General features: G+C 73.3%; 17 protein-coding genes. 4 read left to right on the top strand and 13 right to left on the bottom strand.

Annotation, left to right across the window (positions count from 1 at the left end; translation table 11 throughout):
• Positions 1-57 precede the first annotated feature (57 nt).
• From OP18_RS06460 to ftsY, 5 genes are all read right to left on the bottom strand, one after another.
• Positions 58-2,313: a [protein-PII] uridylyltransferase gene (locus OP18_RS06460; RefSeq protein WP_033357820.1), complete on the bottom strand. Its 2,256-nt coding sequence runs from the start codon at positions 2,311-2,313 to the stop codon at positions 58-60.
• A gap of 33 nt (positions 2,314-2,346) precedes the next feature.
• The gene (locus OP18_RS06455) at positions 2,347-2,685 is read right to left on the bottom strand and encodes a P-II family nitrogen regulator (RefSeq protein ID WP_033358035.1); all 339 of its coding nucleotides are present in this window, start codon (positions 2,683-2,685) and stop codon (positions 2,347-2,349) included.
• 27 nt (positions 2,686-2,712) lie between these two features.
• Positions 2,713-4,104 (bottom strand): ammonium transporter, encoded by a 1,392-nt coding sequence (locus OP18_RS06450; RefSeq protein WP_033357819.1) that lies wholly within the window; start codon positions 4,102-4,104, stop codon positions 2,713-2,715.
• Between the two features lie 174 nt (positions 4,105-4,278).
• A complete protein-coding gene (locus OP18_RS06445) occupies positions 4,279-5,067 on the bottom strand; it encodes a phosphotransferase enzyme family protein (protein ID WP_033357818.1) in 789 nt (262 codons plus the stop codon).
• A gap of 79 nt (positions 5,068-5,146) precedes the next feature.
• On the bottom strand, positions 5,147-6,343 hold the full coding sequence (gene ftsY / locus OP18_RS06440) for a signal recognition particle-docking protein FtsY (protein WP_033357817.1): 1,197 nt from the start codon (positions 6,341-6,343) through the stop codon (positions 5,147-5,149).
• Between the two features lie 106 nt (positions 6,344-6,449).
• On the opposite strand from ftsY, the gene OP18_RS06435 reads away from it, so the two are divergent.
• Positions 6,450-8,114, top strand: a complete 1,665-nt coding sequence (locus OP18_RS06435) for an alkaline phosphatase D family protein (RefSeq protein WP_052386303.1) — start codon at positions 6,450-6,452, stop codon at positions 8,112-8,114.
• A gap of 6 nt (positions 8,115-8,120) precedes the next feature.
• Here OP18_RS06435 and OP18_RS06430 read toward each other — a convergent pair whose 3' ends face one another.
• Both OP18_RS06430 and OP18_RS06425 read right to left on the bottom strand, forming a co-directional pair.
• Positions 8,121-8,543, bottom strand: coding sequence for an NUDIX hydrolase (locus OP18_RS06430; protein WP_033357816.1), 423 nt, complete (start codon positions 8,541-8,543; stop codon positions 8,121-8,123).
• 29 nt (positions 8,544-8,572) lie between these two features.
• Positions 8,573-9,964: an aldehyde dehydrogenase family protein gene (locus OP18_RS06425; RefSeq protein ID WP_033357815.1), complete on the bottom strand. Its 1,392-nt coding sequence runs from the start codon at positions 9,962-9,964 to the stop codon at positions 8,573-8,575.
• Between the two features lie 183 nt (positions 9,965-10,147).
• Between OP18_RS06425 and OP18_RS06420 the strand changes: the two genes are divergently transcribed.
• Entirely contained in the window at positions 10,148-10,630 is a 483-nt protein-coding gene (locus OP18_RS06420; protein WP_033357814.1) for a glutathione peroxidase, read from the top strand.
• On the opposite strand, the gene OP18_RS06415 is transcribed toward OP18_RS06420, so the two are convergent.
• The 3 genes from OP18_RS06415 to OP18_RS06405 form a co-directional block, all read right to left on the bottom strand.
• Positions 10,619-11,221 carry an HAD-IA family hydrolase gene (locus OP18_RS06415; RefSeq protein ID WP_033357813.1) on the bottom strand — a complete coding sequence of 201 codons (603 nt, stop codon included), beginning with the start codon at positions 11,219-11,221 and terminating at the stop codon, positions 10,619-10,621. The genes OP18_RS06420 and OP18_RS06415 overlap by 12 nt on opposite strands.
• Entirely contained in the window at positions 11,218-14,790 is a 3,573-nt protein-coding gene (gene smc / locus OP18_RS06410) for a chromosome segregation protein SMC (protein WP_033357812.1), read from the bottom strand. The genes OP18_RS06415 and smc overlap by 4 nt, the downstream gene beginning before the upstream one ends.
• A gap of 320 nt (positions 14,791-15,110) precedes the next feature.
• Complete coding sequence (locus tag OP18_RS06405) at positions 15,111-15,305, bottom strand: hypothetical protein (protein ID WP_033357811.1); 195 nt, start codon at positions 15,303-15,305, stop codon at positions 15,111-15,113.
• Between the two features lie 293 nt (positions 15,306-15,598).
• Here OP18_RS06405 and OP18_RS06400 point away from each other — a divergent pair, with 293 nt between their 5' ends.
• Both OP18_RS06400 and OP18_RS52090 read left to right on the top strand, forming a co-directional pair.
• Positions 15,599-16,255 (top strand): CAP domain-containing protein, encoded by a 657-nt coding sequence (locus OP18_RS06400; RefSeq protein ID WP_081970435.1) that lies wholly within the window; start codon positions 15,599-15,601, stop codon positions 16,253-16,255.
• Between the two features lie 26 nt (positions 16,256-16,281).
• On the top strand, positions 16,282-17,061 hold the full coding sequence (locus OP18_RS52090) for a spherulation-specific family 4 protein (RefSeq protein ID WP_052386301.1): 780 nt from the start codon (positions 16,282-16,284) through the stop codon (positions 17,059-17,061).
• Here the strand turns inward: OP18_RS52090 and mutM are convergent.
• The 3 genes from mutM to rnc are packed head-to-tail and all read right to left on the bottom strand — an operon-like array spanning position 16,985 to position 19,746.
• Complete coding sequence (gene mutM / locus OP18_RS06385) at positions 16,985-17,851, bottom strand: bifunctional DNA-formamidopyrimidine glycosylase/DNA-(apurinic or apyrimidinic site) lyase (RefSeq protein ID WP_033357810.1); 867 nt, start codon at positions 17,849-17,851, stop codon at positions 16,985-16,987. The two genes, OP18_RS52090 and mutM, sit on opposite strands and share 77 nt — an antisense overlap.
• Before the next feature lie 16 nt (positions 17,852-17,867).
• Complete coding sequence (locus tag OP18_RS61760) at positions 17,868-19,088, bottom strand: mannosyltransferase family protein (protein WP_033357809.1); 1,221 nt, start codon at positions 19,086-19,088, stop codon at positions 17,868-17,870.
• Positions 19,072-19,746: a ribonuclease III gene (gene rnc, locus OP18_RS06375; RefSeq protein ID WP_081970474.1), complete on the bottom strand. Its 675-nt coding sequence runs from the start codon at positions 19,744-19,746 to the stop codon at positions 19,072-19,074. The genes OP18_RS61760 and rnc overlap by 17 nt, the downstream gene beginning before the upstream one ends.
• Positions 19,747-19,759: the final 13 nt, after the last annotated feature.

Genomic DNA, 19,759 nt, shown 5'->3' with positions numbered 1-19,759 from the left:
ACGAATCCGTCCTCGAGGTAGGCGCTGCTGCAAAGGGTAACCGACGCCAGGCGGTCGCTAGGTGGGCGTCGCCGCCAGCAGCACGGCGTCCTGGACCCTGGCGCGGTCGTCCTCGGACAGCTCACCGGCCAGGTAGAAGGCGTCGACCACCTCGCCGCCGAGGGTCGAGATCCGCGCGGAGCGCACGTCGGCGCCCACGTCCTCCAGCGTCCGCGCCACCCGGAAGAGCAGCCCGGGGGTGTCGGAGGCGCGCAGCTCCAGGACCGTGGCGGCGGTCGCGGCGCTGGCCGGCTGCCACACGACCCGCGGCGGCACGGCGCTGCGGTGCCTGGCGGAGCGCTCCCGGGCGGCCAGGCGCTCGGCGACGGGCAGCTCGCCGAGCACGGCGCGGCGCAGGTCACTGGCGATCGCCTCGCGGTCGATCTCGCCGCCGTAGCGGGGCTGGACCGCGCACACCATCCTGGCCAGGCCGCCGGAGCTGACCGTGTCGGCGGTGACCACGTCCAGCCGGTGCAGCGACAGGCAGCCGGCGACCGCGGCGAGCAGCCCCCGCCGGTCCTGGGCGGTCACGGACACGGCGTCGGTCTCGACGAGCACCGCCGGCAGCTTCTCCGGCTCGGGCAGCGCCGCGGCCGGCGACGGCGGCGGGGCGACCACGCCGGTGTCCAGGGCCCGGTCGACGTGCCGCACCAGCTCGGCGATCAGCCGGCCCTTCCAGTCCGACCAGGCGCCGGGGCCGGTCGCGGCGGCGTCGGCGCGGGCGAGGGCGTGCAGCACGGCGAGGGTCGAGGCGTCACCGACGGCGGCGGCGACGGTGCCGATGGTGCGCGGGTCGCTGAGGTCGCGGCGGGTCGCCGTGTCCGGCAGCAGCAGGTGCAGCCGGACGACCTTCTCGACCAGGGCGACGTCGGCGGCGGGCAGGCCGAGCCGGGACGCGATGTCGGCGGCGATCGGCGCGCCGACCGTGCTGTGGTCGCCGGGCAGTCCCTTGCCGACGTCGTGCAGCAGCCCGCAGAGCACCAGCAGGTCCGGGCGGTCGACGTCGCGGGACAGCTTCGCCGCGTGGCGGGCCGTCTCGACCAGGTGCCGGTCGACGGTGAACAGGTGCACCGGGCTGTGCTGCGGCAGGCTGCGGACCCGGGCCCACTCCGGCAGCCAGTTCACCACCAGCCCGTACCGGTCGCAGGCCTCCCAGATGGAGATCATCGCCGGGCCGCTGCCCAGCAGCGTCAGCAGGGCGTCGCGGGCGGGCGCCGGCCACGGCTGCGGCATCGGCGCGGCGAACCCGCCGAGCCACTCCAGGGTCGCGTGGGCGATCGGCAGCTCGGCGCGGGCCGCGGCGGCGGCGACCCGCAGCGGCAGCGTCGGGTCGGGGCGCGGGGTCACGGCGGCCCGGGCGAGGACGACCTCCCCGTGCTGCTCGACGACGTCGCGGGCGAGCGGCCGGCGCTCGGTGTGCCCGCGCGTGCCGGGCGAGGACCAGCGCTCCACCGCCCGCCAGGCGTCGTCGCTGGCGTAGGCGATGGTGCGGGCCGCCTCGGCGATGCGCCGCAGCACCTCGTCGCGGTCGCCGAGGTCGAGCAGCTCGGCGACCTCGTCGCGGTCCTGCGCGAGGAGCCGGTCGACCCGGCGGCCGCGCACGGCGTGCAGGGCGTCGCGGACGTCGAGCAGGGTGCGGTACGCGCCGCGCACCGGCGGGCGGGGGCCGTCGGCCACGCCGGCGAAGCCGATGCCGCGCAGCACGCCCACGTCGCGCAGGCCGCCGCGGGACTCCTTGACGTCGCCCTCGAGCAGGAAGGCCAGCTCGCCGTGGGCCGCCCAGCGGGCCTGGGTGAGCGCGCGCAGCGCGGGCAGCAGGTGCCGCGCCTCGCGCCGCCACTGCGCCACGGCGGCGGTGTGCAGCCCGGCGAGCAGGGCGCCGTCGCCGGCGACCAGCCGGGCGTCGAGCAGGCCGAGGGCGACCTTGAGGTCCTCCCGGGCCAGCGCGAGGGCCTGCTCGGGGCTGCGGGTCGAGTGGTCGAGGGCGTACCTGGCGTCCCAGATCTGGTACCACATCCGGGTGCCGAGCTCGTCGGCCGCGGCCTCGGCGCCGGGCTCCCCGCTGTGCAGCAGGACCAGGTCGAGGTCGCTGCGCGGGGCGCACTCGCGCCGGCCGAGCCCGCCGACGGCGACGAGCGCCAGGCCGTCGGTGCCGCCCCCGGCCTCGGCGTAGACCTTGGACAGCCAGCCGTCCAGGGCCGCGGAGCGCTCGGCACGCGCGTCGGCGCCCGCCCCGGTGGAAAGGACCGGAGCGGGCGCCGACGGTTGCGTCATGTGCTCAGTATTCAGGGAGTGATCAGCGCTCGACTACAGGGCGTCGAGGCCGCGCTCGCCGGTGCGGACCCGGATGACCTCGTCGACCGAGGTGACCCACACCTTGCCGTCACCGATCTTGCCGGTGCGGGCGGCGGTGACGATGGCGTCGACGACCTTCTCGAAGTCCAGCTCGTCGGTGACGATCTCGACCCGGATCTTCGGGACGAACTCCACCGTGTACTCGGCGCCACGGTAGACCTCGGTGTGCCCCTTCTGACGCCCGTATCCCTGGACCTCGCTCACGGTCAGGCCGGCCACACCGAGTGCGTGCAGCGCCTCCTTCACCGCGTCGAGCTGATACGGCTTGATGACCGCGGTCACCAGCTTCATGCCCATTCCCTCCGTCATCCCTCGACGCTAACCGGCAACTGATTCCGACGCCGGGGCTTGCGCCGCCGGGGCCGCTGATGCACTTCCACCGATCCCGGCCAGTGCGAAGGCACCGGCCGACGCGCCACCGCCACCCGCGGTGTGCAGGTCGTAACCGCTCTCCGCGTGCTCGGCGATGTCGATGCCCTCGACCTCCGCCTCCGCGCTGACCCGGAAGCCGATCGTCTTCTCGATGATGAAGGCGAGAACGAAGGCCACCGCGAACGAGTAGACCGTCACGATAGCGCTCGCACCGGCCTGCGCGCCGAGCTGTGCCGCACCGCCGCCGAAGAACAGGCCGTCCTTGGCGCCGACGACGTCGGTGATCGCCGCGTTGAGGTCCGAGTTGGCGAAGAAGCCGAGCGCCAGGGAGCCCAGCCAGCCGCCGACGAAGTGGACGCCCACCACGTCGAGCGAGTCGTCGAAGCCGAAGCGGTACTTGAGGCTCACCGCGAGGGCGCAGACGATACCGGCGACCAGGCCCAGGATGACCGCCGCCCACGAGTCGATGAAGCCACAGGCGGGGGTGATGGCGACCAGGCCGGCGATGGCGCCGGACGAGGCGCCGACCAGGGTCGGCTTCCGGTCGCGGATCCACTCGACGATGACCCAGCCGAGGACGGCCGCGGCGGTGGCGACCTGGGTGTTGACGAACGCCAGACCGGTCACGCCGTCGACGGTGAGCTCCGAGCCGGCGTTGAAGCCGAACCAGCCGAACCACAGCAGACCGGCGCCGAGGGCGACGAACGGCACGTTGTGCGGCTTCATGCTCTCCCGCGGCCAGCCGATGCGCTTGCCCAGGACGAGTGCCACGCCGAGCGCTGCCGCACCGGCGTTGATGTGGACCGCGGTGCCACCGGCGAAGTCGAGCGGGTGAAGCTTCTGGAAGATCCAGCCGCCGCCCCACACGTTGTGGGCGACCGGGAAGTAGACCAGGGTGGCCCAGCCGAACGCGAAGAGCAGCCAGCCGGCGAACTTGGCCCGGTCGGCGATCGCGCCGCTGATCAGGGCGACCGTGATGACGGCGAACGTCATCTGGAACACCATGAACACGTAGGTCGGGATGCCGATACCGCTCGGGTTCTCGTCGGTCGCGCCCCAGAACAGGTCCGTGTAGGTCTTCGAGCCGAGGTAGTCGCCGAGGTTACCGATGAAGCCGCCCGCGCTGTCGGTGCCGAACGACGCGGAGAAGCCGTAGAACAGCCAGAGAATGCTGACGAGCCCGATCGTCGAGAAGCTCATCATCATCATGTTGAGGACGCCCTTGGAACGGTTCAGGCCACCGTAGAACAGTGCCAGACCCGGCGTCATGAGCAGCACGAGCGCTGTCGAAACCAGCAACCAAGCGGTGTTGCCGGTATCGATGGTCGCTTCAGGCACGCTGGCCTCCTAGTAGTCGAGATCCTCCCTCCCGACCTTCGAGGCAGCGTTGCCCTCCAGCCGGTTGCGCGAGAGCTTCCAGGGCCCACGTTTCGCGCACCGGCGCTGAGCGGTTTCTAAGGCGTCACGTCATGTTTCCAGCGTGTGAAGAAAGACTCACACGTCGGACGTTCCCTATCGAAGGGCGTATTCGAGCGTGTGCCGTTCATAGTCGATGAGCCGCAGGTCACGGACCGGACGACGCAAATGCCCCTTGTGCACGATCCGTACGAACGCGGGGTCGCCGGCGGCCGCCATGCGTCGAATTCCCTCGATGTGGTCGACGATGCGTTTCCTGATCACCCGCACCAGGCGGTGCCGGTCGCGCGGGGTCAGCCCGTAGGCGTCGGCGAACATCCGCAGCCGCCGCGGCCGGTTCGGCCGCTTCCAGCCGAGCGTGTAGGAGTCGCGGTCGGAGAACAGCGGCACCCAGGTCCACGCGGCGTACGCGACGTCGTAGATCCTGGCGCCCGGCGAGGCGAGGTCGAAGTCGATCAGCGACAACGTCCCGTCGGGCCGCCAGATCACGTTGTGGGGGGCCGCGTCGTGGTGGCAGATCACCTCGGTGTCCGGCGGCGGCGGGCCGAAGGAGCGCCACACCGCGTTGGGCGGCGGGCGGAACCCGGCCTGCGCGTCGTGGAACATCCGCAGCATCGTCGCCACGGTGACCATCGCCTCGTCGGTCACCCAGTGCGGGGCGAGCGGATAGCCGCCCGACTCGCCCTCCAGGTAGGACAGGACCTCGCGGCCCCGCTCGTCGATGCCGAACGCCCGTGGCGCGCCGGTGAACCCGACATACTCCAGGTGCCGCAGCAGCGCATGCACCGCCGGCGTCCAGGGACCGGCGTTGCGGCGCACGGTGTCTCCCGAGCGCACCACGACGGAGGTGTTTCCGCCGTGGAGGGGGATCTCCTGCTGCGTCACGTGTCGTCCTTCGTAAGCTCCGTCGGCCGAGCAGACCTACGTACCCGATCCAGTTACCGTGCCAAGCTACCGTCCGAGGTTACGCGTCCGTGCCAACGAGTGCGTCGACGAACTGTCGGGCATCGAACGGCGCGAGGTCGTCGGGGCCCTCGCCGAGGCCGACCAGCTTCACCGGGATGCCCAGTTTGCGCTGGACGGCGATGACGATCCCGCCCTTGGCGGTGCCGTCGAGCTTGGTGAGCACCACGCCCGTGACGTCGACCACCTCGGTGAAGACCCGGGCCTGCTCCAGGCCGTTCTGGCCGGTGGTGGCGTCCAGGATCAGCAGGGTCTCGTCCACCGGGCCGTGCTTCTCCACGACCCGCTTGACCTTGCCCAGCTCGTCCATCAGGCCGACCTTGTTCTGCAGCCGGCCCGCGGTGTCGATCAGCACGGTGTCCACACCGGCTTCGATACCCCGTTTGACCGCGTCGAACGCCACGGACGCCGGATCCGCGCCCTCCGGACCGCGGACCACCTCGGCACCCACCCGGCCGCCCCAGGTCGCCAGCTGCTCGGCGGCGGCCGCCCGGAACGTGTCGGCGGCGCCCATGACCACCGTGTGGCCGTCGGCGATCAGCACCCGGGCGATCTTGCCGCAGGTGGTCGTCTTGCCGGCGCCGTTGACCCCGACGACCAGCAGCACACCCGGACGCCCGTCGCGCTGGGTCGCGGCGAGGCTGCGGTCAAGCTGCGGCTCGAGTGCGGTGACCAGCTCGTCGGCGAGCATGCCACGCAGCTCGGAGGCGGTCGCCGTGCCGTGCACGCGGGCCCGCTCCCGCAGCTTGCCGACGATCTCGGTGGTCGCCGCGACGCCGACGTCGGCGCCGATCAGGGTCTCCTCGATCTCGTCCCAGGTGTCGTCGTCGAGCTTGTCGCGCGACAGCAGGGCGAGCAGGCCCTTGCCGAACACGTTCTGCGAGCGTGACAGGCGGGCCCGCAGCCGCACCAGCCGCCCGGCGGTCGGCTCCGGCGTCTCGAGCTGCGGCACCTCGACCGGCGGGGCCTCCACCACCGGCGGCGCCTCGACCACGGGCGGCGGCGCCTCCACCACCGGTGGGGCCTCCACCACCGGCGGGGCGGGCGGCGCCTGCGTCGTCGGAGCCGGTGGCACCTGCTTCTTGGGGGGCGCCGGCGGGAGGGTCGGTGGTTTGCGGAAACGGGGCGCTACCAGCGCGAGGGTCGCCCCGATCACCACGACGAGCAGCACCAGGCCGAAGACGATGTACGACTCCATGGCAGGAATCCTCCCAGACGACGCGCGCCGGGGCCTGCGGTGGCGCCAGGTCCGCCCACGCAGGATCATCTTCAGTGCACCCCCTAGCGTCCTGGAGGTCCATGACATGCCGGAGGACGACTCGTCCCGGTCCCTTGACGAGGACCGCGGCCCACTGCTGCTCGGCCCGGTCCTGCGCCGCGTGGAGGGCGACCGCGCAACGATCTGGGTCGAGACGTCGCACCCGGCGACGGTCGAGGTCGACGCCGCCCCCGCGGGCGGATCGGCCCGCACCTTCACCGTCCACGGGCACCACTACGCCCTGGTCGTGGTCTCGGGGCTGCCGCAGGACGCCGTCACGCCGTACCGGGTGAGGATCGACGGCGACGAGGTCTGGCCGCTGCCCGGCGACACCTCGCCACCCTCCGCCATCCGCACGAGACCGCCGGGCGCGCCGGTCCGGCTGATCTTCGGCTCCTGCCGGGAGTCGAGCCCGCTCAGCGTGACCCGCTTCCCACCCGACGCGCTGGACGCCTACGCGGGCCGGCTCATCGACTCGATCAACGCCGACGCCCCCACCGAGTGGCCGGACATGCTCGTGCTGCTCGGCGACCAGGTGTACGCCGACGAGACCCCCGAGAAGATCCAGAAGTGGCTGGGCCGCCGCAAGCGCCGCGCGGACGCGCCGAAGAAGCAGGTCGTGGACTTCCACGAGTACACGAAGCTGTACCTCGACTCGTGGGGCGACCCCGAGATCCGCTGGCTGCTGTCGACCGTGCCCAGCGTGATGATCTTCGACGACCACGAGATCATCGACGACTGGAACACCTCGGACCGCTGGCGGGCCCAGATGCAGGCGCTGTCGTGGTGGGAGGAGCGCATCCGGGCCGGCCTGTCCTCCTACTGGGTCTACCAGCACCTGGGCAACATCGCCCCCAGCGCGCTGGACGACGACCGGGTGTGGGCCGCCGTGCGGGCCGCCGCCGACGACGCCACCGAGGTCCTCGACGCGTTCGGCACCAGCGCCGACCACGAGCCGACCGCGTACCGGTGGAGCTACACGATCGACATCGACCGCACCCGCCTGGTCGTCGTCGACAACCGTGCCGCCCGCCGGCTGGAGCGCGGCCACCGGGCGATGCTGCAGGAGTCGGAGTGGAAGTGGTTCACCGAGCAGCTGCCCGGCGACTACGACCACCTGCTGATCGGCTCCTCGCTGCCGTGGCTGCTGCCGCCGGCCATCCACCACCTGGAGGCGGCCACCGAGCGGCTGGCCGAGTCGCACCGCGACTGGGTCTCGAAGTTCGGCGAGAAGCTGCGCCAGGCGGTCGACCTGGAGCACTGGGCGGCGTTCAAGCGCTCGTTCGACGCGCTCACCGAGCTGCTCAGCCGGGTCGGCGCCGGGCAGGGCGGCGTCTCACCGCCGCCGGCGTCGATCAGCGTGCTCTCCGGTGACGTGCATCACTCCTACGCCGCCCGTGCCGTCCTCGGCCCGGAGGTGGTCAGCCCGGTGCACCAGCTGACCTGCTCGCCGGTGCACAACGACATGCCGCGGTACATCCGCCCGGCGATGAAGTTCGGCTGGAACGCGCCGGCCGCGAAGCTCACGCGCGCCCTGGCCCGCTCCGTCGGCCTGCCCAGCCCGCCGGTGCGCTGGGACAAGACGGCCGACCCGTACTTCGGCAACGCCGTCGGCGTGCTGCTGCTCGACGGCCGCTCCGCCCACGTGATGATCGAGGGGACCCGGCCCGACAAGACCCTCGGCCAGGTGGCGTCGCTGCGGCTGACGTGACCGGCGTCAGGCCGGACGGACGCCGGGCACGGTCGCCGGCGCCCCGTCCAGCTCCGTCCACGTCCACAGCGTCGCCACCCTGGCCCGCCCGGTGAGATAGGCCACAGCCGGCTCTCTGATCGGCGCGAACCACATCCGTCCCAGCCGCTCGACGGCCTCGGTCAGGTGCACCCACTCCCCCGAGCCGTCGTGCGCCCCGACCCCGGTCACCTCGAAGCCGAGCATCGCGTAGTCGTCGCCGGCGGCGCGGTACCGGGCGACCCACAGCAGCCGCTCGGCGGTCACGCCCGCGTAGCCGGCCTCCCGGGCCACCTTCGCCAGCAGCGGCGTGCCGTCCTCGACCGCCCCGCCGGGCAGGGCGTCGCCGTCGCCGACCAGCAGCACGTCCTTGCCGCGCCGCACGACCGCCCCGACCGCCAGGTGCTCCACGTCGCCAATCTAGCCGCGCGGCTGCCGGGTCATCGGAAGTCCTCCATGACGACCACGGTCTTCTGCCGGGTGAGGCCCAGGACCGTGTCGTGGACGCCCTCGCGGTGGCCGCCGGTGTCCGTGGTGCCGCCGGAGGGCAGGTGCCCCGCGCGCAGCGCCGTCGAGCCGTTGACGACGACCCCGCCGACGTCCAGGCCGCGGGCGATGCCCAGGGCGCGGGAGACGTCCCGGGTGAAGACGGCGGCGTGCGCCCGGTACGGCGACGCATTGACGAGCCGGACCGCCTCGTCCAGGTCGTCGAAGCGGGCGACGGGCGCCACCGGCCCGAAGACCTCCTCGGCGAGGGCGGGACTGCCGGCGGGCACGCCGACCAGGACGGTCGGGTCCACGAAGGCGCGGTTGCGGATCCCGCCGGCGGCGAGCCTGGCCCCGTCGGCCACCAGCGTCCGCACGGCGTCGAGGACCCGGCCGGCGGCCTCCTCGGCGATGAGCGGGCCGACGTCGGTCGACTCCAGCAGCTGGTCGCCGACGGACAGCTTCCCGGTCCACGCGACCAGCGCGTCGACGAACGCGTCGCGGGCGGCCGCCTGGACGTACACCCGCTGCACCGCACGGCTGGTCTGGCCGTTGCCGCGGGTGAACCGGCCGAGGACGACGGCGCGGGCAGCCTCCTCGACGTCGGCGTCGGCGCAGACGATCAGCGCGTCGTCGCCGCCGGGCTCCAGGTGGACCCGCTTGAGCGTGCCGGCGGCGCGACGGGCGATCTCCCGGCCGGCGGCGGTGCTGCCGCTCAGCGTCACCGCGGCGACGCCGGGCAGCTCGGCGAGCCGCCGCGACACCTCGGCGCCGCCGATGACGACCTGGTGCGCGTACCGTGGCACGCCGGCCTGCTCGACCAGCTCGGCGATGCGCAGCACGGCGAGGGGGCAGCGGGCCGGGGGCTGCGCCACGACCGCGTTGCCGGCGGCGAGGGCGGCGGCGGCCCGCTGCGCGTGTTGCTCCACGGGGTGGTTGAACGGCACGAGCGCGGCGACGACGCCGAGCGGCTCGTGGACCGTCACGGCGCGGTGCCGCTGCGGCCCGGGCACCCCGTCCAGGGGGATCCGCCGGCCGAAGAGCCTGGTCGCCTCCCCCGCGGCGGCGCGGAAGATGCGCACCGCGGCGTCGACCTCGGCGCGGGTCCGCTGGATCGGCGTGCCGTTCTCGGCGGCGAGGAGCCGGGCCAGGCCGTCGCGCTCGGCCTCGATCAGGCCGGCGACGCGGCGCAGCAGGTCGGCGCGCTCCTGCGCGGGGGTCGCGACCATCGCCCGCTGCCCCCGCAGGGCCCACTCGACGGTCGCGGCGACCGCTGCGGCGCCGGTCGTGGGCACCTCCCCGAGCACTTCGGCGGTGCCGGGGTTGCGCACGGTGACAACGGCCATGATGGCTGGGCTCTCCTCGGGAGACGGCGGTCGCGGGCGCGTGCCGCGCAGGGCAGGTCCGCCGGCGCCGTCCGGCGAGGATGGGGCCAGGACCGCGGTGAGTGAGGGTGGGCTCACCGATATCGGCATTTGTTAATCTACCGAACGAACCCCCCAAGTCAAGCGCGGCCTACGATCAAGGGCATGAGCATCTACGACGTCAAGATCGCCGATCTGCAGGGCGATCCGTTGGACCTCGGCCGGTTCCGCGGCCACCCCGTGCTGGTCGTCAACGTGGCCTCCCGGTGCGGGTTGACCCCGCAGTACGCCGAGCTGGAGGCGCTGCAGAAGGAGTACGGCGACCGCGGCCTCACCGTGCTCGGCGTGCCGTGCAACCAGTTCGCCGGCCAGGAGCCGGGCTCGGCGGAGGAGATCGCCGAGTTCTGCAGCACCACGTACGGTGTCACCTTCCCGATGACCGAGAAGGTCGAGGTGAACGGCGACGGCCGGCACCCGCTCTACCAGGAGCTCGTGGACACCCCGGACGCCGAGGGGCACACCGGCGACATCCGGTGGAACTTCGAGAAGTTCCTCGTCGCCGCCGACGGCTCGGTCGCGGCCCGCTTCTCGCCCCGGGTCACGCCGAAGTCCGACGAGGTCGTGCGGGCGATCGAGTCAGCCCTGTAGGCCGAGGGCCTTCCGCGCGTAGGCGAGGTCGTCGCCGGGCGTGTAGCGGTAGGCCGACAGGCCTGCCGCTCGCGCGGCGCGGATGTTGCGGTCGGTGTCGTCGACGAAGAGGCACTGCTTCGGGTGCGCGCCGACCAGGGCGCAGGCGGCCCGGAAGAAGCCGGGTGCGGGCTTGTGCACGCCGATCTCCGAGGAGTTGGCGACCGCGTCGAACTGGGCGCTCAGGCCGTGCAGGGCCAGGACGTCGGCGAGGTCGTCCATGGAGTTGGTGGCCAGGCCGACCTTCATGCCGGCCGCGCGGACGTCCTTCACGAACCGCAGCACCTCCGGCACGATCTCGCCCTTGTACGCGTCCCACTCCAGCACGACGGCCTCGTCGACGCGCAGCGCCCCGGCGATCGAGGCGAGCCACTCGTCGCGCTTGACCTGGCCGATGATCGCGGGCAGCTGCCGGTCCCATTCGAGGCCGGCGGCGAGGATCGCGCCGGGCTCCAGGCCGTGCCGGGTCTCGACGGCGGCCGCGACGGTGGGGTCGTGCCGCCGCAGCACCCCGTCGAAGTCGATGAGCAGGGCGGTCGGGCGAGGGGTCATGCCGCTTCTTCCGTGCGCAGGCGCTGTGAGATGACCTCGGTCACGCCCTGGCGCATGGTGACGCCGTACAGGGCGTCGGCGACCTCCATCGTGCGCTTCTGGTGCGTGATGATGATCAGCTGGCTCTTCTCGCGGAGCTGCTCGAAGAGCGTGATCAGCCGGCCGAGGTTGACGTCGTCGAGGGCCGCCTCGACCTCGTCCATGATGTAGAACGGCGAGGGGCGGGCCCGGAAGATCGCGCACAGCAGCGCGACCGCGGTCAGCGACCGCTCGCCGCCGGACAGCAGCGACAACCGCTTGATCTTCTTGCCGGGCGGGCGGGCCTCGACCTCGATGCCGGTGGTGAGCATGTCCTCGGGGTCGGTGAGCACCAGGCGGCCCTCGCCGCCGGGGAAGAGCACCGCGAAGACCTGCTCGAACTCCCGCGCCGTGTCGTGGTAGGCGCTGGTGAAGACCTCGAGGATCCGGTCGTCGACGTCCTTGACCACGGTGAGCAGGTCGCGGCGGGTCGCCTTGAGGTCCTCGAGCTGGTCGGAGAGGAACTTGTAGCGCTCCTCCATCGCCGCGAACTCCTCCAGGGCGAGCGGGTTGACCTTGCCGAGGAGGTTGAGCTCGCGCTCGGCCTTGGCGGCCCGCTTCTCCTGGGTGGCCCGGTCGAACGGCACCGGCTCGGGCGCGGGCCGGCCGTCGGCCTCGGCGGCGGCGAGCTCCGGCGCGGTCGGCGGCACGTCCAGGTGCGGACCGTACTCGGCGACGAGGGTGTCGGCGTCCAGGCCGAACTCCTCGGCGGAGCGGGCCTCCAGCTGCTCGATGCGCATCCGCTGCTCGGCGCGGGCGACCTCGTCGCGGTGCACGGCGTTGGTGAGCCGGTCCAGCTCGGCGGTGAGCTGCTTCGCCCGGCCACGGACCTCGGTGAGTGTCGTCTCCCGCTCCGCGCGGGTCTCGGCGAGCACGTCGCGGGTCTCCTGGGCCTCGGCGATCGAGTCGGCGAGGTGCTCCAGCGCGAGCTGCGCGGCCGACGCGACGGTCTCGGCGACCTTCGCGCCGCGGGCCCTTGTGGCCTTGCGCGCGGCGGCCCGCTCGCGGGCGGCGCGCTCCGCCGCCGCCTGGCGCAGCAGCGCGTCGGCCCGGCCGGCGAGGGCGCCGACCCGCTCCTCGGCGGTGCGGACCGCGAGGCGGACCTCCATCTCCTGCTGGCGGGCGACGGGCACCTCGGCGGCGAGGTCGTCGCGCTCCATCGTCGAGGGGTCCTCGTCGATGGGCGTCTCCTCGGCGAGGGCGAGCCGCTCCTCCAGCTCGGCGAGGCTGGCCACGCCGGACTCGCGGACCGCCTCGGCCTTCGCCTTGGCCGCGGCGTGCCGCTCGACCTCGGCCTTCGCCGACTTCGCCGCGGCGCCGAACTCGGCGAGGCGCCGGGCGGCCGCGTTGCGCTGGCTGTCGGCCTCCTTCTTCGCCGCGGCGGCCTCGGCGACCTGCTGCTTGGCGCCGGTGGCCGCGTGCCGGGCCAGGGCGAGCAGCTCCCGGGCCTCGGCGACGCGCCGCTCGGCGTCGACCTTCTGCTGGCGGGCCTCCTCCACGGCGGCCTGCACCTCGATGTAGCTGTGCTGCTTGCCCGACCCGCCGGCGGCGGCGTACGCGCCGAGGACGTCGCCCTCGGGGGTCACCGCGCGCAGGTTGGGCGCGTAGGAGACGATCCGCTTCGCGACGGCGAGGTCCGGCGCGAACACCACGTCGCCGATCGCCCGCTCCAGCGCGGGGCGCAGCTCGTCGGGGGCGCGGACCAGGTCCAGGGCCCAGGCGGCGCCCGGCGGCAGCGGCACCCGCTCGACCGGCGGCGCCGAGTGGGTCGGCGCGGACGCGATCAGCAGCGCGGCCCGGCCGGCGTCGTCCTGCTTGAGCATCTCCACGGAGGCGGTGGCGCCGTCGATGTTGGCGACCGCGACGGCGTCGGCGAGGGCGCCGAGCGCGGCGGCGAGCGCCGCCTCGTGCCCGGCCTGCACCGACAGCAGCGCCGCGACGCTGCCGAGCATGCCCGGGATCCGGTCGGCGCGGGCGAGCAGCGTGCCGGCGCCGTCCTTGCGGCGCAGGCCCGTGGCGAGGGCCTCCTCGCGGGCCTTCCACTGCGCGGCGTCCTTCTCGGCCGCGCGCTCGGCGTCGCTGTGCTGCCGGACCTCGTTGTTGATCGCGTCGAGCTCGCGGGTCGCCTCCTGGTGGCGGATCTCCAGGTCGGCATTGGCGTGGTCGGCGACGCTCGCCCCGGCGCTGGCCTCCTCGTAGAGCGCCTGCGCGTGCTCGGCCCGGGTCTCGGCCTCGGCGAGCTGCACCGACAGCCGCTCGATCTCGTCGGCGGCGGCGGTCGCCCGGCTGCGGGCGGACTCGACCTGGCCGGTGAGCTTCGCCAGGCCCTCGCGCCGGTCGGCGATGGCCTTGTGCGCCGCGACGATCGCCTTCTCCGCGAACGCGAGGCGCCGCTCCAGGTCCTGGCGCCGCTCGACGGCCTCGGCGAGCCGCTCCTGGCTGGCCTCCAGGGCCGCGCGCAGCTCGTCCTCCTGCTCGCGGACCTTCTCCGCCTCGGCGGTCAGCTGGTCGGGATCGCGGCCGGGGCGCTCGTCGACCGGGGCGGCCGACAGGTTGCGGTGCCGCTCCGCGGCGAGCTGGTGCAGCGAGCGGTAGCGCTCCTGCAGCGTGGAGAGCTGAAACCAGGTCTCCTGCGCCTCGGCGAGCACCGGCGCGTCGGCGGCGTGCTCGGCCTCCAGCGTCGCGAGCCGCTCGTTGATCGACTCGACCTCCGCCTCGACCTCCTCGCGGCGGGCCCGCAGCGCGGTCTCGTCGGCGATCTCCCGGTCGAGCGTGGTGCGCAGCGTGGCGAGGTCGTCGGCGAGCAGCCGCAGGCGGGCGTCGCGCAGGTCCGCCTGGATGCCGGCGGCCCGGCGGGCCACCTCGGCCTGCCGGCCGAGCGGCTTGAGCTGGCGGCGCAGCTCGGTGGTGAGGTCACCGAGGCGGTTTAGGTTGGCCGCCATCGCGTCGAGCTTGCGGATCGCCTTCTCTTTGCGCTTGCGGTGCTTCAGGACGCCGGCGGCCTCCTCGATGAACGAGCGGCGGTCCTCCGGCCGGGCGTGCAGCACGCCGTCGAGGCGGCCCTGGCCGACGATCACGTGCATCTCGCGGCCGATGCCGGAGTCGGACAGCAGCTCCTGGATGTCGAGCAGGCGGCATTGGTTGCCGTTGATCTCGTACTCGCTCTCGCCGGAGCGGAACATCCGGCGGGTGATCGACACCTCAGTGTAGTCGATCGGCAGCGCACCGTCGGTGTTGTCGATGGTGAGGGTCACCTCGGCGCGGCCCAGCGGGGCCCGGCCGGCGGTCCCGGCGAAGATGACGTCCTCCATCTTGCCACCGCGCAGCGCCTTCGCGCCCTGCTCGCCCAGCACCCAGGAGATCGCGTCGACCACGTTGGACTTGCCCGAGCCGTTGGGCCCGACGACGCAGGTGATGCCCGGCTCGAGACGCAGCGTGGTAGCGGACGCGAAGGACTTGAAGCCCTTGACCGTCAAGCTCTTGAGATGCACGGATCTCCACGGGTCGAGGTGGGTGCGTACCGGGCAGACTACCGCCCGGCAGGATACCCAATTCGGCAGTGCCGCACACCATAATGCGCGTGTCGGTCCCCATGGAATTGCAGGCCAACACCATTCGCAACCATTGTCGACGCTGCGTCGTTACGTGACTGCGCGCCGCTGACAGATCACGATGACCGATTGTTCACCGGACATGACTGCGCGCCGATACCCGAAGGTGGTCGGCGCGCGGGTTTGCTATTCAGTTCTGCGTAGGCTCCAGTGCAGAACGCCGGATCCGCCGACGTCCTTGCTGGTGCGATGGCCTTGGGTCAGGCCATCGCCGGCTCGACGAGCCGGACCAGGTGATCCGTCTCGGCGGCCGCCGCTGCGAGCCGGTCATTCTCGGCGCGCAGCCGGACGACCTCGAACTCGAGCGCCCGAACCTTGGCACGCAGTTGGGTGACCTCGTCGACGAGGCGCCGATCGGGCGCGCCGCCTACGTGGCCGAAGAGGGCCTTAGCCATATCGTCTCCTTGATAAGCGCAGCCGGTCGGATTCCGGCAAACGCGCGCCCAGCACCCGCGACCGAAGCACTAGGGCATGATTGGGCGCGACTGGCGACCCCTCTATGTTCAGCCCGGGCGGCGACTTAGTCAAGCCAACCGGCACGCCAAACGTCCTGGCCAGGGTGTTCTCACTCACCCGGGTGCGTGATCACACCTGCGTAGCCGATCGTGGCAGTGTGCCACCGGTTGCCCGCAAGCGCCACTGCAAAGTAGCGTCGTGCCGGAGAAATTCTGACCCCGAGGAGATCCGGATGACGGCGCCGCAGCCTGGCTTGGTCGCCCGGCTCGGAGGACCCACCGGCGTTGCCGCGATCGCCACGGCGGTTCTCATCCTCTTCGGCATCGGCGCGGTGATCGTGCCCGCGCTGTTCGACGGCGCCGACCGGCCCTCCGCCGCGGCCGCCGCGGCCGAGCCGGCACCCGCCGGGGCACCGGCGGGCGCCGAGCCCACCGAGACCGCCTCCAGCGCCGCCCCGCCGAGCGCCGCGGCCACCAGCGCCCGGCCCACCCCCACCGTCACCGCCAGCTTCAACGCCGGCTACGAGGACCGGGTGGTGCAGCTGGTCAACAGCGAGCGCCGCAAGGCGCGGTGCGAGGCGCTGCGCATGCACCCGCAGCTGCGGGCCGCCGCCAGGTCGCACAGCGCCGACATGCTCGCGCACGACTTCACCCGGTCCGAGGGCAGCGACGGCAGCTCCCCCGAGGACCGGGCCGGCAAGGCCGGTTACCGCGGCTTCGCCGGCGAGCTGGTCGCCAAGGGCGGCGACGCCGGCGACGTCGTCAAGAGCTGGCTGCGCGACAAGAGCGACCGCGAGATCCTGCTGGACTGCGCCACCAGGTCGATCGGTGTCGGCGCCGCCATGCGCGGCCGGACGCCCTACTGGACCGTGGACACCGGCCGTGCTTGAGGGGGCCCAGCATCGTTAGTCCGGTCGTGGACCGGGTTCCGACGCTCCTGCCACTGCGGGCGCATCCCCTCGCCCGGCCACACGCATGGGAGATCGTCGCGGGACACGGTGCCGCGTTCACCGTCGTCATCGACGTCGCGGGCGGGCCCGGCAGCGGGCGCGACCCGGCGTACACGGCCGCCATGAGCCGGCTCGCCGCCGCCGGGGTGCGGCTGCTCGGCTACGTCGACGTCGACCTGTCCACCCGGCCGGTCGAGCAGATCCGCGCCGACGTGTACCGGTGGGCCGGCTACCCGGTGCGCGGCATCTTCCTCGACCGGGTGCCGGTCAGCCCGCACTCGATCGGCCCGGTCGCCATCGCCGCCCGGCTCGCCCAGCGCGCCGACCTGCCCGACGTGGTGCTCAACCCGGGCTGCCCGCCGGACCAGACGTACCGCGACCTGGGCCTGCCGATCTGCGTCTTCGACGGCAGCTGGCGCGACTACCGCCGGTGGAGCGGGGCGGGCGCGCTGCCCGGCGACGGCCACCTGGTGCACGCGGTGCCGCCGTGGGAGCTCGACGAGGCGGCCCGGCTGCAGGTCGCGCGGGGTGCGGGCTTCGGCATGGTGACCGACCTCGGCGCCCCCGACCCCTACTGCGACCTGCCGGCCTGGTGCGGTCAGGTGCCCGGCCTCGCCGAGCTCAACCCGCCGACGCCGCTGCCGCGCCGGCCCCGGCCGCACCGGTTGGTCAACGCGGGATCCGGGCTGCCGGGATCCGCGGCCGCGGCTGGCAGCGCGGGCAGGAGTAGGACGACCGGTTCATGAACGCCTCGCGGCGGATCGGGCTGCCGCAACGGTTGCACGGCTCGCCCTCGCGGCCGTAGGCGTTGAGCGAGCGGTCGAAGTAGCCGCTCTCGCCGTTGACGTTGACGTACAGCGCGTCGAAGCTGGTCCCGCCCTGCCCGATCGCCTCGTTGAGCACGTCGCGGACGTGCCCGAGCAGCCGCCGCACCAGCGGGCGGGACAGCTGGTCGGTCGGGCGGGCGCCGTGCAGTTTCGCCCGCCACAGCGCCTCGTCGGCGTAGATGTTGCCGACGCCGGAGATCAGCGTCTGGTCGAGCAGCGCCCGCTTGACCTCGGTGCGCCGGCGGCGCATGTTCTCCACGAACGCGTCGTCGGAGAACGCCGGGTCGACCGGGTCGAGCGCGATGTGCGTCAGCTCGGCCGGCAGGACCGCGCCGCCGGTGGACACCGCCAGCCCGCCGAACGTGCGCTGGTCGACGAAGCGCAGCTCGGGGCCGTCGTCGTCGAACGTGAAGCGGACCCGCAGGTGCGTCTCGGCGGGCGCCTCGACCGGCTGCATGAGCAGCTGGCCGGACATGCCGAGGTGGCCGACGAGGGCGTCCTCGTCGTCCAGCGGCAGCCACAGGTACTTGCCGCGGCGCTGGACGGCGCCGACGAGGCGGCCGGCGAGGACGTCGGCGAAGTGCACGGCGCCGGGCAGGTGGCGGCGGATCGCCCGCGGGTGCAGCACCTCGACGGTGGCGATGCGCCGGCCGGAGACCCACTTGTCGAGGCCGCGGCGGACGGTCTCGACCTCGGGAAGCTCAGGCATCGGTCTCCAATGGGGGTCAGATCGCGTAGTGCCAGACGGTGATCAGGTAGGAGCCGTACCACAGCCCGAACGCCGCACAGCCTGACAACACTAGCGCCGCCGTGCGGGGCCTGGCCCGTCCGATGGCGATCGCCGGCGGGACGAGGATCAGCAGCACCGGCACGAGCAGCCGCGGCTTGGAGTGGTAGTAGCCGCCCTGGCCCAGCACCAGCACGAGCGCGATCAGGCCGTACACCTGCAGCGGGACCCACACCTTCTTCGCCACGGCCACGGCGGCCAGCACGACGACGCCGATGACCATCCAGGCGACGCTGACCTGGATCCAGCCCTCGCCGGTGCGCAGCGCGTCGCGGACGAACTTGAACGTGGACGTGCCGTAGTCGAACGTGGTGCCCCAGCCGGCCGTCTGGATGTCGAACCAGGCGCCGAGGTCGCCGACGCGCAGGCCGACCCAGAGCAGGTAGCCGGGGACGCCGGCGAGCGCGACGGCGGCGGCGGCGATCGGCTGCCAGGCCGGGACGCGCCGGCCGGCCCCGCCCGGGTCCTCGGTGTCGTCAGTGTCGTCGGTGGCGTCGGTGGCGTCGGTGGCGGTACGGGCGGCGCGCCGGCTGCGGTGCACGGCCATCGCGGCGGCGACCGCGAGCGCGAGCGCGGCGGCGGCACCCGTCGGCCGGGACAGCGCCGCGCCGAGGCCGAAGACGCCGGCGAAGAGCCAGTCGTCGCGGTGCGCGAAGAGGAACATGCCGGCGACCATCGCGACGAACAGCGCCTCGGAGTACGCCATCGACAGCGCCATCGACATCGGCTGGGTGCAGAACAGCGTGGTGAGCGCCAGGCCGACCCGCTCGTCGTAGAGGCGGGTGCCGAGCGCGCAGATCAGCACCGCGGCGAACGCGCCGGCGACCCACGCGACCGTGATCGCCGCGGTGCCGACCTCCAGGCCGGTCGCCAGGTGCACGACGCGCACCAGCATCGGGTAGCCGGGGAAGAACGCCAGCCCGTTGCCGGTCAGCTGGCCCTCGGCGGTGTAGCTGTACCCGGCCGGGTACCCCTCCTCGGCGAGCCGGACGAAGTGGCCGCCGTCCCAGGCCAGCAGCCGGCTGCGGACCTCATCGTTGTCGGCCATCCACCAGACGAGCGCCAGCTGGAGCAGGCGGCTCAGGGCGTACACCGCCAGCGGCAGGGCCCACAGCAGCTGCGTGCCCCGGCGGTGGGCCACCTCAGTTACCGTGGTCATCGTCACCCTTCGGGGTCTCCGGCGGCCGCGCGGACAGCTCGCGCCAGGCGGCCTCGGCGGCGCGCTGCTCGGCCTCCTTCTTGCTGCCGCCCTGCGCACCGCCGTACCGGCGCTTGGCCACGATCACCCAGGCGGTGAACCGCTTGGCGTGGTCGGGGCCCTCCTCGTCGATGCGGTACTCGGGCACGCCGAGCCCCCGGCCGGCGGTGAGCTCCTGCAGGCTGGTCTTCCAGTCGAGCCCGGCGCCGCGCAGGGCGGCCTCGGCCATCAGCTCGTCGAACAGCTTGTGGATCACCGCGGCGGCGGTGTCCAGCCCGTACTGCAGGTAGATCGCGCCGATGAGCGCCTCGAGCGTGTCGGCGAGGATGCTCGCCTTGTTGCGGCCGCCGGTCGCCTCCTCGCCCTTGCCGAGCAGCAGGTAGGGGCCGATGCCCTCGGGGCCGAGGCGCCGGGCGACGTCGGCGAGGGCGCGCATGTTGACCACGCTCGCGCGCAGCTTCGCCAGCTGGCCCTCGGCGAGGTCGGGGTGGTTGCGGAACAGCGCGGTGGTGATCACCACGCCGAGCACGGCGTCGCCGAGGAACTCCAGCCGCTCGTTGGTGGGCAGGCCGCCGTTCTCGTAGGCGTACGAGCGGTGGGTCAGTGCACGCCGGAGCATGTCGGGGTCGAAC

Origin of the sequence: Dactylosporangium aurantiacum, from assembly GCF_000716715.1 — a bacterium.
Classification (GTDB): domain Bacteria; phylum Actinomycetota; class Actinomycetes; order Mycobacteriales; family Micromonosporaceae; genus Dactylosporangium; species Dactylosporangium aurantiacum.
Note: the sequence above shows the minus strand (reverse complement) of the source record. Positions and strands in the feature narration are given on the sequence as shown.

Bases quoted from the DNA above. Each gene is read 5' to 3' on its own strand.
- ftsY (WP_033357817.1), bottom strand. From the start codon at position 6,343: ATGGAGTCGTACATCGTCTTCGGCCTGGTGCTGCTCGTCGTGGTGATC.
- OP18_RS06455 (WP_033358035.1), bottom strand. From the start codon at position 2,685: ATGAAGCTGGTGACCGCGGTCATCAAGCCGTATCAGCTCGACGCGGTG.
- mutM (WP_033357810.1), bottom strand. From the start codon at position 17,851: ATGCCTGAGCTTCCCGAGGTCGAGACCGTCCGCCGCGGCCTCGACAAG.
- OP18_RS06415 (WP_033357813.1), bottom strand. From the start codon at position 11,221: ATGACCCCTCGCCCGACCGCCCTGCTCATCGACTTCGACGGGGTGCTG.
- OP18_RS06420 (WP_033357814.1), top strand. From the start codon at position 10,148: ATGAGCATCTACGACGTCAAGATCGCCGATCTGCAGGGCGATCCGTTG.
- OP18_RS06400 (WP_081970435.1), top strand. From the start codon at position 15,599: ATGACGGCGCCGCAGCCTGGCTTGGTCGCCCGGCTCGGAGGACCCACC.
- OP18_RS06425 (WP_033357815.1), bottom strand. From the start codon at position 9,964: ATGGCCGTTGTCACCGTGCGCAACCCCGGCACCGCCGAAGTGCTCGGG.
- OP18_RS06435 (WP_052386303.1), top strand. From the start codon at position 6,450: ATGCCGGAGGACGACTCGTCCCGGTCCCTTGACGAGGACCGCGGCCCA.
- OP18_RS06405 (WP_033357811.1), bottom strand. From the start codon at position 15,305: ATGGCTAAGGCCCTCTTCGGCCACGTAGGCGGCGCGCCCGATCGGCGC.
- rnc (WP_081970474.1), bottom strand. From the start codon at position 19,746: ATGCTCCGGCGTGCACTGACCCACCGCTCGTACGCCTACGAGAACGGC.
- OP18_RS61760 (WP_033357809.1), bottom strand. From the start codon at position 19,088: ATGACCACGGTAACTGAGGTGGCCCACCGCCGGGGCACGCAGCTGCTG.
- OP18_RS06460 (WP_033357820.1), bottom strand. From the start codon at position 2,313: ATGACGCAACCGTCGGCGCCCGCTCCGGTCCTTTCCACCGGGGCGGGC.